At 70.5% G+C, this 14,196-nt stretch carries 15 protein-coding genes; 5 read left to right on the top strand and 10 right to left on the bottom strand.

Annotated features, from left to right (window positions below; genetic code table 11):
• Window positions 1–45: 45 nt before the first annotated feature.
• On the bottom strand, window positions 46–894 hold the full coding sequence (gene nth, locus ACFY0D_RS01755; protein WP_382544357.1) for an endonuclease III: 849 nt from the start codon (window positions 892–894) through the stop codon (window positions 46–48).
• Between the two features lie 269 nt (window positions 895–1,163).
• Here nth and ACFY0D_RS01750 point away from each other — a divergent pair, with 269 nt between their 5' ends.
• Both ACFY0D_RS01750 and ACFY0D_RS01745 read left to right on the top strand, forming a co-directional pair.
• On the top strand, window positions 1,164–1,838 hold the full coding sequence (locus ACFY0D_RS01750; protein ID WP_003981529.1) for a Crp/Fnr family transcriptional regulator: 675 nt from the start codon (window positions 1,164–1,166) through the stop codon (window positions 1,836–1,838).
• Window positions 1,839–1,990: 152 nt separating this feature from the next.
• Window positions 1,991–2,797 (top strand): nucleotidyltransferase domain-containing protein, encoded by an 807-nt coding sequence (locus tag ACFY0D_RS01745; RefSeq protein ID WP_390796444.1) that lies wholly within the window; start codon window positions 1,991–1,993, stop codon window positions 2,795–2,797.
• Between the two features lie 84 nt (window positions 2,798–2,881).
• Here ACFY0D_RS01745 and ACFY0D_RS01740 read toward each other — a convergent pair whose 3' ends face one another.
• The 5 genes from ACFY0D_RS01740 to ACFY0D_RS01720 all read right to left on the bottom strand — a co-directional run bounded on the left by ACFY0D_RS01740 (window position 2,882) and on the right by ACFY0D_RS01720 (window position 5,829).
• Window positions 2,882–3,181: a hypothetical protein gene (locus ACFY0D_RS01740; RefSeq protein ID WP_390796443.1), complete on the bottom strand. Its 300-nt coding sequence runs from the start codon at window positions 3,179–3,181 to the stop codon at window positions 2,882–2,884.
• Window positions 3,178–4,023, bottom strand: coding sequence for an MBL fold metallo-hydrolase (locus ACFY0D_RS01735; RefSeq protein ID WP_030726710.1), 846 nt, complete (start codon window positions 4,021–4,023; stop codon window positions 3,178–3,180). The genes ACFY0D_RS01740 and ACFY0D_RS01735 overlap by 4 nt, the downstream gene beginning before the upstream one ends.
• Window positions 4,020–5,000, bottom strand: a complete 981-nt coding sequence (locus ACFY0D_RS01730) for an NUDIX hydrolase (RefSeq protein WP_390796442.1) — start codon at window positions 4,998–5,000, stop codon at window positions 4,020–4,022. The genes ACFY0D_RS01735 and ACFY0D_RS01730 overlap by 4 nt, the downstream gene beginning before the upstream one ends.
• A 200-nt stretch (window positions 5,001–5,200) precedes the next feature.
• Complete coding sequence (locus tag ACFY0D_RS01725; RefSeq protein WP_030726704.1) at window positions 5,201–5,671, bottom strand: RidA family protein; 471 nt, start codon at window positions 5,669–5,671, stop codon at window positions 5,201–5,203.
• On the bottom strand, window positions 5,668–5,829 hold the full coding sequence (locus tag ACFY0D_RS01720; protein ID WP_007264966.1) for a DUF4177 domain-containing protein: 162 nt from the start codon (window positions 5,827–5,829) through the stop codon (window positions 5,668–5,670). The genes ACFY0D_RS01725 and ACFY0D_RS01720 overlap by 4 nt, the downstream gene beginning before the upstream one ends.
• A 266-nt stretch (window positions 5,830–6,095) precedes the next feature.
• Here ACFY0D_RS01720 and ACFY0D_RS01715 point away from each other — a divergent pair, with 266 nt between their 5' ends.
• Together ACFY0D_RS01715 and ACFY0D_RS01710 are read left to right on the top strand one after the other, a co-directional pair.
• Window positions 6,096–7,079, top strand: coding sequence for an ArsA family ATPase (locus tag ACFY0D_RS01715; RefSeq protein ID WP_390796441.1), 984 nt, complete (start codon window positions 6,096–6,098; stop codon window positions 7,077–7,079).
• 23 nt (window positions 7,080–7,102) lie between these two features.
• A complete protein-coding gene (locus ACFY0D_RS01710) occupies window positions 7,103–8,425 on the top strand; it encodes an ArsA family ATPase (protein ID WP_390796575.1) in 1,323 nt (440 codons plus the stop codon).
• Window positions 8,426–8,454: 29 nt separating this feature from the next.
• Here ACFY0D_RS01710 and ACFY0D_RS01705 read toward each other — a convergent pair whose 3' ends face one another.
• The 3 genes from ACFY0D_RS01705 to ACFY0D_RS01695 all read right to left on the bottom strand — a co-directional run bounded on the left by ACFY0D_RS01705 (window position 8,455) and on the right by ACFY0D_RS01695 (window position 10,796).
• Window positions 8,455–8,805 (bottom strand): WhiB family transcriptional regulator, encoded by a 351-nt coding sequence (locus tag ACFY0D_RS01705; protein WP_030009547.1) that lies wholly within the window; start codon window positions 8,803–8,805, stop codon window positions 8,455–8,457.
• A 402-nt stretch (window positions 8,806–9,207) separates the two neighbouring features.
• A complete protein-coding gene (locus ACFY0D_RS01700; RefSeq protein ID WP_328789435.1) occupies window positions 9,208–9,510 on the bottom strand; it encodes a hypothetical protein in 303 nt (100 codons plus the stop codon).
• 50 nt (window positions 9,511–9,560) lie between these two features.
• Window positions 9,561–10,796, bottom strand: a complete 1,236-nt coding sequence (locus ACFY0D_RS01695; RefSeq protein WP_390796440.1) for an IS110 family transposase — start codon at window positions 10,794–10,796, stop codon at window positions 9,561–9,563.
• A gap of 479 nt (window positions 10,797–11,275) precedes the next feature.
• On the opposite strand from ACFY0D_RS01695, the gene ACFY0D_RS01690 reads away from it, so the two are divergent.
• Window positions 11,276–13,585 carry a transglycosylase domain-containing protein gene (locus ACFY0D_RS01690; RefSeq protein WP_390796439.1) on the top strand — a complete coding sequence of 770 codons (2,310 nt, stop codon included), beginning with the start codon at window positions 11,276–11,278 and terminating at the stop codon, window positions 13,583–13,585.
• 120 nt (window positions 13,586–13,705) lie between these two features.
• On the opposite strand, the gene ACFY0D_RS01685 is transcribed toward ACFY0D_RS01690, so the two are convergent.
• On the bottom strand, window positions 13,706–14,167 hold the full coding sequence (locus ACFY0D_RS01685; protein WP_301368518.1) for a GatB/YqeY domain-containing protein: 462 nt from the start codon (window positions 14,165–14,167) through the stop codon (window positions 13,706–13,708).
• Between the last annotated feature and the right edge of the window lie 29 nt (window positions 14,168–14,196).

The following is a 14,196-nucleotide window of genomic DNA, read 5'->3' as shown; positions in this document are numbered from 1 at the left end:
CGCGTCTGCGTACCCGCCCCTCGTCCCGCCGCCTGCGGGCGCCCGCTACGGCGCCGCCACGGCCCCGCCCAGCGGCGGGGCCGGGAGGCCCGGATAGTCCGGCGGCGGGGTCAGCCGCTGGCCCGGCTGGCCGCCCTTCTCGTACTTGAGCAGCTTCTTCGCCTTCTCCGGATCGGTCTCGCCCTCCCCGTACGCCGGGCAGAGCGGGGCGATCGGGCAGGCCCCGCAGGCGGGCTTGCGCGAGTGGCAGATCCGGCGGCCGTGGAAGACGACCCGGTGCGAGAGCATCGTCCACTCGCTCTTCGGGAAGATCGCGCAGATCTCCGCCTCGACCTTCTCCGGGTCCTCCTGCTCGGTCAGCTTCCAGCGGCGCACCAGGCGGCCGAAATGGGTGTCCACGGTGATGCCCGGGACACCGAAGGCATTGCCGAGGACCACGTTGGCGGTCTTGCGGCCCACTCCGGGCAGCGTCACCAGGTCCTCGATCCGGCCCGGCACCTCCCCGCCGAAGTTGTCCCGCAGGGCCTGCGAGAGGCCGAGCAGGGACCTCGACTTGGCCCGGAAGAACCCGGTCGGCCGGATCAGCTCCTCCAGATCCTCGGGGGCGGCCGCGGCCATGTCCTCGGGGGTCGGGTAGGCCGCGAAGAGGGCCGGGGTCGTCTGGTTCACCCGCAGGTCGGTCGTCTGAGCGGACAGCACCGTCGCGACGAGCAGCTCGAAGGGATTGCGGAAGTCGAGCTCCGGATGGGCGTACGGATAGATCTCGGCCAGCTCGCGGTTGATGCGCCGCGCCCTGCGCACCATGGCCAGGTGCGATTCCGGCTTGGCCGACTTCGGTTTCTTGGCCGAAACTTTGCCCTGAGGGGTGGCCGCGACCCTCTCGGGCGTCTTCACTGGGACATGTTCGCCCACGGCAGAATTTGGGGGCTCCGTCACTCCGGCGGACCCCTTGGCCTGTGCTCTCACCGGCTTATTGGACACCCGGCCAGCCTAAGGCCGACCGCTGACACCCGCCCGGACCTCAGGTAACACCACTCCGATTGGCCTCTCGCCGCACAGCACGCCCGTCCGTCCGGCATCCTTGTGATTGATCGCACTGTTTGAGCCGTCCGGCAAAATGGGGAGCACGGTCCCCTGAGCTGGTCGACATAGGAGAGAGACTCGTGGACGACGTTCTGCGGCGCGCCCCGCTCTTCGCGGCGCTCGATGACGAGCAGGCCGCGGAGCTCCGCGCCTCCATGGGCGAGGTGACCCTCGCACGCGGTGACGCCCTGTTCCACGAGGGCGACCCCGGCGACCGGCTGTATGTCGTGACCGAGGGCAAGGTGAAGCTCCACCGCACCTCCCCCGACGGCCGCGAGAACATGCTGGCCGTCCTCGGCCCCGGCGAGCTGATCGGCGAGCTGTCGCTCTTCGACCCGGGCCCGCGCACCGCCACCGCCACCGCGCTGACCGAGGTCAAGCTCCTCGGCCTCGGCCACGGTGACCTCCAGCCCTGGCTCAACGCCCGGCCCGAGGTCGCGACCGCGCTGCTGCGCGCCGTCGCCCGCCGCCTGCGCAAGACCAACGACCAGATGTCCGACCTGGTCTTCTCCGACGTTCCCGGCCGTGTGGCACGGGCTCTCCTCGACCTGTCGCGCCGCTTCGGCGTGCAGTCGGAGGAGGGCATCCACGTGGTGCACGACCTCACGCAGGAGGAGCTGGCCCAGCTCGTCGGCGCCTCGCGCGAGACCGTGAACAAGGCCCTGGCCGACTTCGCGGGCCGCGGCTGGCTGCGCCTGGAGGCGCGTGCGGTCATCCTGCTCGACGTGGAGCGCCTCGCGAAGCGCTCCCGCTGACGCCGGCCACAGCCGTTCGAAGGGGTCCTGCCCGACCGGGCAAGGGCCCCTTCGCGTTTCCCCGGGCGCGGCAGGCCCCTGGCGAGCCCGGCCCGGCCGACGCACGGCGGTCGGTCCGCCGCCCCGGGCGGGCGGCCAGGCACAGTGGAGCCATGGAGCACAGAGGGCTGGACGCGTACGGGTACTTCGAGCGGGAGGGGTCCCTCGGGCGGGTGCAGAGCGGGTTCAAGGGCATCGTGGCGGCCGCGCGGGCCCGGACCGCCGAGGCGTACGGCCGACGGCTGCACAGCGCGTACCTCTACGGGTCCGTGCCGCGCGGGACGGCCCGGCCCGGGCGGTCGGACCTGGACCTGCTGTTCGTACTGCACCACGAGCCCTCCGACGAGGACCGGGACACCGCCGAGGTGCTCGCGCGCGGGCTCGACGAGGACTTCCCTGAGGTCGACGGGGTCGGCATCCTGCTCCGGGACAAGGCCGCCGTGCTGAGCGAGGCGGAACGATTCGACCTGGGCTGGTTCCTCGCCTGCCTGTGCACCCCGCTGCTCGGCGCGGACCTGGCCGAGCACCTGCCGCGCTACCGGCCGGACAGCCTGCTCGCCCGCGAGACCAACGGCGACCTGGCCGACCTGCTGCCCGGGTGGCGGACGCGGGTGCGGGAGGCGTCGACCCCGGAGGAGTACCGGAAGCTGAGCCGCCTCTTCTCCCGGCACCTGGTGCGCACCGCCTTCACGCTGGTCATGCCGCGGTGGGGCGGCTGGACCAGCGACCTCGGCGAGTCCGCGGAGATCTTCGGCATGTACTACCCGGAACGCGCGGCGCAGCTGGAGGCCGCGGCCGCCGTCGCGCTGGATCCCGTCGCGGACCCGGAGGTGCTGCGCGGTTACGTCGAGGACCTCGGGCCGTGGCTGGCGGACGAGTACACGGCCCGGCACGGCACGAAGACGCCGCGCCAGGGCTGAACGCCGGCCCTGGCAGCGCCCCGGCGGCCCCTTCGGGGCTCCGCGGGACGGCCGCGGGACGGCTCAGGCGCCCCCGCGGCCGGCTCAGGCCTGCTCGGCCTCGGCGAGGGCGTCGACGGCCAGCTTGGCCTCCGCCAGGCCCGCGCCGGTGATCCGGCGGTACTCCTTGATCGCCGAGATCCGCCGGTCGGCCCTCAGATGGGCCCGTACCTCGTCCATCCCGGCCGGCTCCGGCTCCTCGATGCCGAAGTGGTCCAGCACCAGGGCCAGGCGGCGTTCCATGCGGTCCGCCTTGTTCTGGAGGCTCTGCACCCGGAGGGTCACCGTCGAGGTGATCCAACCGGCCGTCGCAACCAGCATGACCAGCAAGAACACGGTGTTCATTCGGGCCCTCCCGGGATCAGTCCGTGATCTTGAAGGTACTCCAGCTGCGCCCGGACGGACCATTCCGCGGCCGGCCACAGGGAGCGGTCCACGTCCGCGTAGACCTGGGCAACGACCGCTTCCGGGGTCAGGCAGCCGTTCTCGACGGCGGTCTCGACCTGGGCGAGCCGGTGCGCGCGGTGGGCGAGGTAGTACTCGACGGCGCCCTGCGCGTCCTCCAGGACCGGCCCGTGGCCCGGCAGGACGGTGTGCACCCCGTCGTCCACCGTGAGCGAGCGCAGGCGGCGCAGGGAGTCCAGGTAGTCGCCGAGGCGGCCGTCGGGGTGGGCGACGACGGTGGTGCCGCGGCCCAGGATGGTGTCGCCGGTCAGCACGGCCCGGTCGGCGGGCAGGTGGAAGCAGAGCGAGTCGCTGGTGTGGCCGGGGGTCGGCACCACGCGCAGCTCCAGCCCGCCCGTCCGGATCACGTCCCCGGCGGCCAGGCCCTCGTCGCCGAGGCGCAGTGCCGGGTCCAGGGCGCGGACCTTCGTACGGGTGAGCTCGGCGAAGCGGCCCGCGCCCTCGGCGTGGTCCGGGTGGCCGTGGGTGAGCAGGGTGAGGGCGATCCGCTTGCCCGCCTGTTCGGCGGTGGCGATGACCGCCCGCAGGTGTATGTCGTCCAGCGGGCCGGGATCGATCACGACGGCGAGGTCGGATCCGGGCTCGGACACCAGCCAGGTGTTGGTGCCGTCGAGGGTCATCGCGGAGGCGTTGGGAGCCAGGACGTTCACCGCGCGGGCGGTCGCGGGCCCGGAGGTGACGACTCCGCGGGGCTGTCCGGGCAGAGCGGCGGCGTCGGTCATGCGGGACCTCCGGGACCAGCGGGATCGGCGGGACCAGCAGGATCGGCAGTACCTGCGGGGGCGACGGGACCTGCGGGACCTGCGGGACCTCCGGGGCGGACGCGCTTGGTGAACTCGTCGTGCCCCGGCCAGCTGAGCACCAGCTCGCCGTCCTCCAGCGTGGCCCGGGCCAGCACCGGGGCGAGGTCCTGCTCGGCCGCGGCGGCGAGCGCGCCCCCGGCGCTCCGGTACGGCTCCAGCGACCGCAGCGTGGAGATGGTCGGCGGCATCATCAGCAGCTCGCCCTTGTCGTATCCGGCGGCCGCGTCGGCCGGGCGGATCCACACGGTCCGGTCGGCCTCGGTGGAGGCGTTGCGGGTGCGCTGGCCCTCGGGGAGGGCGGCGACGAAGAACCAGGTGTCGTAGCGGCGCGGCTCGAACTCGGGGGTGATCCAGCGCGCCCAGGCCCCGAGCAGGTCGGAGCGCAGCCTCAGGCCTCGGCGGTCGAGGAACTCCGCGAAGGACAGCTCCCGCGCCACGAGGGCCTGCCGGTCGGCCTCCCAGTCGTCTCCGGTGGTGTCACCGACGATCTCGTCCGGGGTCTGTCCGGCGAGCAGGACGCCCGCCTCCTCGAAGGTCTCCCGTACGGCGCCGCAGACGATGGCCTGGGCGGTGAGGGGGTCGGTCCCGAGCCGGGCCGCCCAGTCCTCCCGGGAGGGGCCCGCCCAGCCGACCTGGTGCTCCTCGTCGCGGGGATCGACCCCGCCGCCCGGATAGGCGTACGCGCCCCCGGCGAAGGCCATGGAGGCCCGCCTGCGCAGCATGTGCACGGCGGGACCGTCGGGCGTGTCGCGCAGGAGCATCACGGTGGCGGCGCGCCGCGGCTCCACCGGGACGAGCGAGCCGTCCGCGAGCGCGCGGATGCGGTCGGGCCACTCCGGCGGGTACCACTGGCCTCCGGCGGGGGGCTGCTGCTGACCATGCTGACCATTCGGCATGGCCGGATGCTACGGCCATCCGGCCCGATGTTCGAGGGTCACCCGTCCCGGTGGCCGACACGCGGGGCCGGCACGGGTGGCCGGCACAGGTGGCCGGCACGCGTGGCTGGCACAGGCGATCCGGCCCCCGGAGGCACCACGCGGGACGGGCCGGGAATCGCGCGGTGCGCGACCCGGCCCGTCCCGGCGGAAGCGGGAGGTCAGGCTCCGGCGACCAGTTCCACCTGGATCTCGACCTCGACGGGCGCGTCCAGCGGCAGGACCGCCACGCCGACCGCGCTGCGGGCGTGGACGCCCTTCTCGCCGAGGACCTCGCCCAGCAGCTCGCTCGCACCGTTCAGCACGCCCGGCTGGGCCGTGAAGTCGGGGGCGGAGGCGATGAAGCCGACGACCTTCACGACACGCGCGATCTTGTCGAGGTCACCGACGACGGACTTGACGGCGGCCAGCGCGTTCAGCGCGCAGATCGCCGCCAGCTCCTTGGCCTGCTCCGCCGAGACCTCGGCGCCGACCTTGCCCGTGATCGGCATGCTGCCCTTGACCATCGGGAGCTGCCCCGCGGTGAAGACGTACGAGCCCGACCGCACGGCGGGCTGGTACGCGGCCAGCGGCGGGACGACGCCCGGGAGCGTCAGGCCGAGCTCGGCCAGCTTCGCCTCTACCGCGCTCATGCCTTCTCCCGCTTGAGGTAGGCCACGAGCTGCTCGGGGTTGTTCGGGCCGGGCACGACCTGGACGAGCTCCCAGCCGTCCTCGCCCCAGGTGTCCAGGATCTGCTTGGTGGCGTGAACCAGCAGGGGGACCGTCGCATATTCGAACTTCTTGGTCATGGGAGCGAGGGTAGTGCCTGTCGTGCGGGGCGCATGCCGCCCCCGGAACCGACGGTCGGGCACCTCACCCGGGCAGGCGCCGGACCGCCCCGGCACGGACCCGGGCACGGACTCCGGCACGGACCCGGGCACGGACTCCGACCGGACCCCGACCGGATCCGGACCGGGCCCATCCGGCGCGGACGTAACGGAGCTCACCCCCGAACACTCCGGCAGAACCACCCGGCACCACCGGAGTCGAACCCGAGGAATTAGGCTCGGACGCTGTGAGCAGGCTCCAGGTGGTCAGCGGCAAGGGCGGCACCGGCAAGACCACGGTCGCCGCAGCACTCGCGCTTGCCCTCGCACGCGAGGGCGGCCGGACTCTTCTGGTGGAGGTCGAGGGCAGGCAGGGGCTCGCGCAGCTCTTCGGCGCCGAGGCACTTCCCTACGAGGAACGGAAGATCGCCGTGGCGCCCGGCGGGGGCGGTGAGGTCTACGCGCTCGCCATCGACGCCGAACGGGCGCTGCTGGACTACCTCCAGATGTTCTACAAGCTCGGCTCGGCCGGCCGCGCGCTCAAGAAGCTCGGCGCCATCGACTTCGCGACGACCATCGCTCCCGGGCTGCGCGACGTGCTGCTGACCGGCAAGGCCTGCGAGGCGGTGCGGCGCAAGGACAGGTCCGGCCGGTACGTCTACGACCACGTGATCATGGACGCGCCGCCGACCGGGCGGATCACCCGGTTCCTGAACGTCAACGACGAGGTGGCGGGCCTGGCCCGGTTCGGGCCGATCCACAACCAGGCCCAGGCCGTCATGAAGGTCCTCAAGTCCCCCGAGACGGCCGTGCACCTGGTCACCCTCCTGGAGGAGATGCCCGTCCAGGAGACCGCGGACGGCATCGAGGAACTGCGCGGGGCCGGACTGCCCGTCGGGCGGGTCGTCGTCAACATGGTCCGGCCGCACCATCTGGACGAGGACACCCTGCGCACCGCGGCCGGCGACCACCGCGCCGAGGTGGCGAAGTCGCTGTCCCGGGCGGGCCTCGGCGGGGCACGCCGCGGCGGGCTGGCCGAGCGGCTGGTGGACCCGCTGCTCACCCAGGCGGCCGAGCACGCGAGCCGGGTGGAGCTGGAGCGCGCGCAGCGCGCCGTACTGGCGGGGCTGGACCTGCCGACGTACGAACTGCCCCTGCTCGGCGCGGGGATGGATCTGGCCGGGCTGTACGCGCTGGCCAAGGAATTGCGGAAGCAGTCGGTGGCCGAATGAGCGAGGGGGTGGACACCGTGAGCATGGACACTCCGCCGCGGCTGGCGGTCGACCGGCTGTTGGACGACCGGGAGACCCGGATCATCGTGTGCTGCGGGGCGGGCGGGGTCGGCAAGACCACCACGGCCGCGGCGCTCGGCGTACGGGCGGCCGGGCGCGGGCGCAAGGCGGTCGTGCTCACCATCGACCCGGCGCGGCGGCTCGCGCAGTCGATGGGGATCGACTCGCTGGACAACACCCCGCGGAAGGTGGAGACCGTAGGGGCGGGGGACGGCGAACTGCACGCCATGATGCTGGACATGAAGCGGACCTTCGACGAGATCGTCGAGGCGCACGCGGACGGCGAGCGGGCCAAGGCCATCCTCGCCAACCCCTTCTACCAGTCGCTGTCGGCCGGCTTCGCGGGCACGCAGGAGTACATGGCGATGGAGAAGCTGGGGCAGCTGCGGGCCCGGGACGACTGGGACCTGATCATCGTCGACACTCCGCCGAGCCGGTCCGCGCTGGACTTCCTGGACGCGCCGAAACGGCTCGGGTCCTTCCTGGACGGGAAGTTCATCCGGGTGCTGATGGCTCCGGCGAAGGTGGGCGGCCGGGCCGGGATGAAGTTCCTGAATGTCGGCATGTCGATGATGACCGGCACCCTCAGCAAGCTGATGGGGGCCTCGCTGCTGAAGGACGTCCAGACCTTCGTGGCCGCGATGGACACGATGTTCGGCGGCTTCCGCACGCGCGCGGACGCGACCTTCCGGCTGCTCCAGGCTCCCGGCACGGCCTTCCTGGTGGTCGCCGCGCCCGAGGCGGACGCCCTGCGCGAGGCGGCGTACTTCGTGGAACGGCTGGCCGCGGAGAGCATGCCGCTGGCCGGTCTCGTACTGAACCGGGTGCACGGCAGTGGCGCCGACCAGCTGTCCGCCGAGCGGGCGTTGGCCGCCGCAGAGAATCTTGAAGAAGGCGGCATTGTCGATCAGGAGTCCGGGAAAGCTGGACTTCGTGACCCGGGCGCGGAACCCAAGGGAACCGCGGAGACCGCCGGGTCCGCCGAGACTGCGCAGACCGCACACAGCACACGGACCACCCCGACCGCACACCCTCCCGAGACAGACTCCCCCGGCACCGAAGGCGATACCGCGGTCGTCGACCGGATCACGGCAGGCCTGCTGCGCCTGCACGCCGAACGAATGCAGGTGATCGCGCGTGAACAGCGCACACGCGATCGCTTCACCTCACTGCACCCCGAGGTGGCGGTGGCGGAGGTGGCCGCCCTGCCCGGCGATGTGCACGACCTCGCCGGGCTACGGGCCATCGGAGAACGACTCGCGGCCGGGGTACCGGCCGGAGCGTAGGCGTTCGTACGTCGTGGCGGCCGTGTGATCTACCCGGCTGCCGCGTATGTCTCGTACGACACGTCGATCTCCGCGTCTGCATCCATGGTGAGGATGCCCGTACTGCGCTCGTACTCCGTACGTGCGGTTTCGAGCAGCCGTCGCCACGAGGTGACGGTGGGACGCCGGCGCAGCAGCGCACGCCGTTCCCGCTCGGTCATTCCGCCCCATACGCCGAACTCGACACGGTTGTCGAGCGCGTCGGCCAGGCACTCGGTCCGCACCGGACATCCGGTGCACACCGCCTTGGCCCTGTTCTGTGCCGCTCCTTGAACGAATAGTTCATCCGGATCGGTAGTGCGGCAGGCTGCCTGCGCACTCCAGTCGGTAACCCAGCCCATCCCGGCGCCGTCCTCTCCCGAATCGAGGCTCCCCCACGGCGGTAGCGGCATATTCACCGCTGCCAGTTGAGGACGTTACGGAAGGCGGGCACAGTGCAACACCCCCGACGGGCCCAATCTTGAATGGTCCGAACGGACTATGGGTAAGCGGCAGATCACCCGACGGAGTGATCCGGCGACATGCCCGACCATTGCGGCAATTCGGGTGTAATCGTCGGTTCCAGTTCAGCAGAGGGGCAAGATTCGGACATGTGTCCACCCCATTCGGGAAGGGTGAAAATCAAGCCGAGGGGTTGATGTCGCACCACACTGCTGTGACAGTTGGGGTCAGCTTAGGCCAAGGCATTCGCGTGTGTCCGGCGAATGAGAACGTAGACACCTCACGTTGTTATGCCGTCAAGTTCAGGGGATGAGGCCTCCGAACACGGCGCGGTCGTAGAGGCGCTGGTGCCACTCGTTTGCGCCAGATGCGGGCTTGCTGGTCAGCACGGGATTCGGGCCGGTCTCGATGAGGTGTAGCAGGGTCCAGGCCACGCCGTAGCAGTCGTCCGGGCCGAAGCAGGAGACGAGAGCCTGCGCCTCGTCCCTAGTGACCGGCTTGGCGATCGCGCGGAGCTGCTGGTCACGCCTGTCGATCTCTTCTTCGCTCGCGTCCCAGTCGGGGAGCGGGCCGTCATCAACGAACGTCTGCACTTCGGGTCTCATGTTCGAATGATCGGTCGCCGGCGCCACCGTGAGCAAGGCTTCTTCCCAGGTCACGCCGCTTGTGCTTCTGCCGACGACGGTGCCGGGAACGCGGACTGCTCGTCAAACAGCTTGTGGTGCTGAAGGCAGTGGTAGAGCTGGCCGATCATGCGGTTGAACAGGTTGCGCTGGGCGGCTGCGTGCCAGTCGCCTTCTTCGCGTCGGCGCCGGTAGTGCGCGTTGGCGCCGGTCGATGCCCTCAGGGAGGCGAAGGCCCAGAGGTAGCCGGCGTGGTTGAGCCGGTCGTTCTTCACCCACCGTCTGGTGATGGCGGACTTCTTGCCCGAGGCTCGCGTGATGGGTGAGGAACCGGCGTAGGCCTTAAGGCCGCGGGCATCAGCGAAACGGGCGCGGTCGTCTCCGATCTCGGCAAGAACTCGGGCAGCGAGCTGGATTCCGAGGCCGGGGAAGCTCAGCAGGACCTCGGCGTCCGGGTGCTGGGGGAAGGCTTCTTCCACCGCTTCGGCGAGCTGGTCTGCGGCGGTGCAGGCCGCATCAAGCTGGATGAGGAGGGCGAGCATCTGCTTGCCGAGCGCATCCTCAACCAACGGCGGCTGGTGGGCCCATTCGTCTCTGAAGACCTCGCGGAGACGCTCGGCTTCGGCTTCGATGCCGCGCTGGCGGCCGGCGCGCTTGAGGGCAGCCTGGATCTGGGTGCGGGTCAGACGTGCGGCCCTGGTCGGGGTCGGCGCGGTCTTGAGGAGTTCGCGGGCTTCGGGGCGGCACAGGCCGTTGGTCCAGGCCGCGAAGGCGGCCAGGGCGGCGGGGTAGTACTCACGCAGCAGGGAACGGAGCTGGTTGGCGAGCTGCTGCCGGTTCCACAGAGAGTCTTGCTGTGCTCGGGCCAGGACGGCGATCGCGCGGCCGAGGTCCGAGTCGTCGGGCACGGGCCGGTGCGCGTGCATGTCGGTGCGCAGGATGTTGGCTAGGACCAAGGCGTCGCCGGGGTCTGACTTCTTGCGCGAGACGCTGTGTCGGTCGCGGTAGCGGGCGGCGGCCATGGGGTTGATGGCGAACACCTTGCGCTTGCCGGTCCGCAGGACTGCGACCAGCAGGCCGCGGGAGGTCTCGATCGCGACCGGGATCGGGTCCTCGGCGGTGTCGCCGTACTCGGCGAGCAGTTCCAGCAGGATCTTGTAGCCGGCCGCGTCGTCGGTGATGCGCCGCTTGGCCAGCAGCTGGCCGGTGTCGTTGACCAAGGCGACGTCGTGGGTTCGTTCTGCCCAGTCGATTCCGCAGTAGATCAAGATTCCCTCCGCCAGATTTCGGTGTTTGCGCTGGTCACGAGCTCATGCGGGCCACGCAGCGACCTAATCCCAGGACTCGGCACAAGGGCCGGTCCGCCACCTCACTAGCCGTTCGTGACGCCAGCTCACCCCACGGGCCTCGGTCTCAGCAGGAGCTCAGAAAGCTCGGGCGTATCAAGAGGTCGCCGCGCGGCGGGCTCGCACCACAAACACCAACGGTGCTCGAAGCGGGTGGTGGCGGTCAGGCAAACGCTGAAGGTCGCCGATCTTGGCCGAGGTCTCCAGGACCCGGTCTCTCGGAGGCATTCCCTTCAGCGCCCGCCTGGCCGCCACCACCCTGAGCACCACAACCGCGCACCCGGTCTACGTTGAGGCCTTAACAGCCCGGCTGCCCTTGGATGTCACGGTCTGGTACTCGAACATCCCGACAGACCCCTGGTCTCGCGGAATGCCGCTAACAACGGATTAGGCTGCCCCCTATGGGAAAGAAGCGCTCGGGCGGCGGGCTCACGGGGAGCCAGCAGGCCGCCAAGTTCCTCGGAGTGTCCGTCCTCTCCGGGGTTGTACTGGCCGGCATGGCGATTCCGGCCACAGGCGCCCTGGGTCTGGCGGCCAAGGGGACGGTCGAGGGATTCGACGAGATTCCGGCCAATCTCAAGACTCCGCCGCTGAGCCAGCGGACCACGATTCTGGACGCCGAGGGTGGCACGATCGCCACGGTCTATTCGCGCGACCGGCAGGTGGTCCCGCTCACGGCGATCTCCCCGTACATGCAGAAGGCGATCGTCGCCATCGAGGACTCGCGTTTCTACGAGCACGGTGCGGTCGACCTCAAGGGCATCCTGCGCGCGGTCAACCGCAACGCACAGGAAGGCGGCGCGGCACAGGGTGCTTCGACGCTCACCCAGCAGTACGTGAAGAACGTGTTCGTCGAAGAGGCCGGCGACGACGAGACCAAGGTGCGCGAGGCCCAGGAGAAGAGCCTCGGCCGCAAGATCCGCGAGCTGAAGTACTCGATCCAGGTCGAGGAGGAGCTCGGGAAGAAGAAGATCCTCGAGAACTACCTCAACATCACCTACTTCGGGCAGCAGGCGTACGGAATCGAATCCGCCGCCCAGCGCTACTTCAGCAAGCCCGCCAAGGACCTGACGCTGGAGGAGTCCGCGATGCTCGCGGGCGTCGTGCAGTCGCCGAGCCGGTACGACCCGGTGAACGACGCACAGGAGGCGACGAAGCGCCGCAACATCGTCCTGCAGCGGATGGCCGACACCAAGGACGTCTCGCAGGCCGAGGCCGACGCGGCGAAGGCCAAGCCGCTCACCCTCAAGGTGACCAAGCCGAAGAACGGCTGCATCACCGCCAAGAAGGGCGCGGGCTTCTTCTGCGACTACGTGCGCAACTCGTTCCTGACCGACCCGGCCTTCGGCAAGACGCGTGAGGACCGGGCGAAGGTCTGGAACCAGGGCGGCCTGACGGTACGCACCACCCTGGACCCGCAGTCGCAGGACGCGGCCAACGAGTCGATCCAGGACCACGTCTACCAGGAGGACTCGATCGCGACGGCTGTGACCATGGTCCAGCCGGGCACCGGCCGGGTGCTGGCGATGGGTCAGTCCAAGCCGTACGGCTTCGGGAAGAACGAGACGCAGATCAACTACTCCGTGGACAAGCGGATGGGCGGCTCGAACTTCGGCTTCCAGGTCGGCTCGACCTTCAAGCCGTTCATCGCGGCGGCCGCCATAGAGCGGGGCATGCCGGCGACCAAGGTGTACCAGGCGCCGAACAAGATCGACTATCCGACGCCGATCTCCAAGTGCGACGGCACGCAGTGGCTGAACCTGCCGATCGACGGCAAGATCCAGACGGCGAAGAACGAGACCGAGGACGAGATCGGGCCGTACGCGCTGCGGACGGCGATGGAGAAGTCCATCAACACGTACTTCGTCGAGATGATCGGCGAGATCGGCCTCTGCCCGGTCACGGAGATGACGCAGAAGCTCGGCGTGGTCCCGGCCGACGGCTCCAAGCTCCCCGAGGCCCCGTCGATCGCACTGGGCTCCGCCGAGCTCTCCCCGCTGACGATGGCCAACGCGTACGCGACCTTCGCCAACCGCGGTGTCTACTGCACGCCCGTCGCCATCGAGTCGATCACCGACGCGCACGGCAAGGCGCTCGCCGTGCCGAAGTCCAAGTGCGACCGGGCGATGTCCACCGAGACGGCCGACACCATCAACACCCTGCTGCGCGGAGTGGTCGACTCCGGTACCGGTGAGCGCGCCGGTCTGAGCGACCGCGACAGCGCCGGCAAGACCGGTACGACGGACTCCCGCTACAACGCCTGGTTCGTCGGCTACACGCCGAACGTCTCCGGCGCGGTGTGGGTCGGCTCGGGCGGCGCGAAGAAGATCACGATGGAGAACATCGTGATCGGCGGCAAGCCCTTCGAGAAGGTCTTCGGTGGCGGTCTGCCCGGCCCCATCTGGAAGGACGCGGTCAGCGGCGCGCTCTCCGGCCGCGAGTCGGGGAACTTCATCACGGTCGGCATCCCGGAGCCGACCGTCCCCTCCGGCGGCCCGCGCGGCAACAAGCCGCCGACGACCCCGACCCGGCCCGGCAAGCCCGGCGGTGACGGCAAGCCCGGCGGCCGGCCCGGTGGTCAGAACGGCGGTCAGAACGGCGGGAACAACGGAGGTGCCACGGGTGCCACGGGCGACGTCGAGCCGCAGCCCCCGTTCCCCGGGATCTCGATCGACCCGAACACCGGCGGCGTGATCGGCGGCCGCGACTGACCGGTGGCGGCCGGCGATGACCGATCAGCGATCAGCGATCGCCGCACGGCACGACATGCAAAAGGGGGGAGGGCCCCGGCCGACACCGGCCGGGGCCCTCCCCCTTTGCGCTTCTCGGTCCTACGAGAGCTGCTGCTTGACGACGGCGGCGACGCGTCCGCCCTCCGCAAGCCCGGCGACCTTCGGGTTCACGATCTTCATGACGGCACCCATGGCACGCGGCCCCTCGGCACCCGCGGCCTTGGCCTCGGCGACGGCCTGCGCCACGATCGCGACGAGCTCGTCGTCGCTGAGCTGCTTGGGCAGGTAGGTGTCGAGGAACTCGCCCTCCGCGGTCTCGCGCGCAGCCTGCTCGGGACGGCCGCCCTGGGCGAAGGCGTCCGCGGCCTCGCGGCGCTTCTTCGCCTCCTTGGCGATCACCTTGAGGACTTCCTCGTCGGAGAGCACACGTGCCTCCTTGCCCGCGACCTCCTCCTTGGTGATGGCGGAGAGGGTCAGGCGCAGCGTGGACGAGTGGAGCTCGTCGCGCGCCCTGATGGCGGTCGTGAGGTCTTCCTGGAGCTTGGCCTTGAGCGTGGTCATGCAGGTGAGTCTGCCAGGTGCGGGGGCAG

The organism is Streptomyces sp. NPDC001502 (assembly GCF_042894785.1).
Classification (GTDB): domain Bacteria; phylum Actinomycetota; class Actinomycetes; order Streptomycetales; family Streptomycetaceae; genus Streptomyces; species Streptomyces kutzneri.
This window is presented reverse-complemented; position numbering and strand designations above follow the sequence as displayed.

Coding starts and splice junctions, on each gene's coding strand:
- ACFY0D_RS01745 (WP_390796444.1), top strand. CDS start 1,991: ATGGAGCACAGAGGGCTGGACGCGTACGGGTACTTCGAGCGGGAGGGG.
- ACFY0D_RS01740 (WP_390796443.1), bottom strand. CDS start 3,181: ATGAACACCGTGTTCTTGCTGGTCATGCTGGTTGCGACGGCCGGTTGG.
- ACFY0D_RS01735 (WP_030726710.1), bottom strand. CDS start 4,023: ATGACCGACGCCGCCGCTCTGCCCGGACAGCCCCGCGGAGTCGTCACC.
- ACFY0D_RS01730 (WP_390796442.1), bottom strand. CDS start 5,000: ATGCCGAATGGTCAGCATGGTCAGCAGCAGCCCCCCGCCGGAGGCCAG.
- ACFY0D_RS01725 (WP_030726704.1), bottom strand. CDS start 5,671: ATGAGCGCGGTAGAGGCGAAGCTGGCCGAGCTCGGCCTGACGCTCCCG.
- ACFY0D_RS01720 (WP_007264966.1), bottom strand. CDS start 5,829: ATGACCAAGAAGTTCGAATATGCGACGGTCCCCCTGCTGGTTCACGCC.
- ACFY0D_RS01710 (WP_390796575.1), top strand. CDS start 7,103: ATGGACACTCCGCCGCGGCTGGCGGTCGACCGGCTGTTGGACGACCGG.
- ACFY0D_RS01705 (WP_030009547.1), bottom strand. CDS start 8,805: ATGGGCTGGGTTACCGACTGGAGTGCGCAGGCAGCCTGCCGCACTACC.
- ACFY0D_RS01700 (WP_328789435.1), bottom strand. CDS start 9,510: ATGAGACCCGAAGTGCAGACGTTCGTTGATGACGGCCCGCTCCCCGAC.
- ACFY0D_RS01690 (WP_390796439.1), top strand. CDS start 11,276: ATGGGAAAGAAGCGCTCGGGCGGCGGGCTCACGGGGAGCCAGCAGGCC.
- ACFY0D_RS01685 (WP_301368518.1), bottom strand. CDS start 14,167: ATGACCACGCTCAAGGCCAAGCTCCAGGAAGACCTCACGACCGCCATC.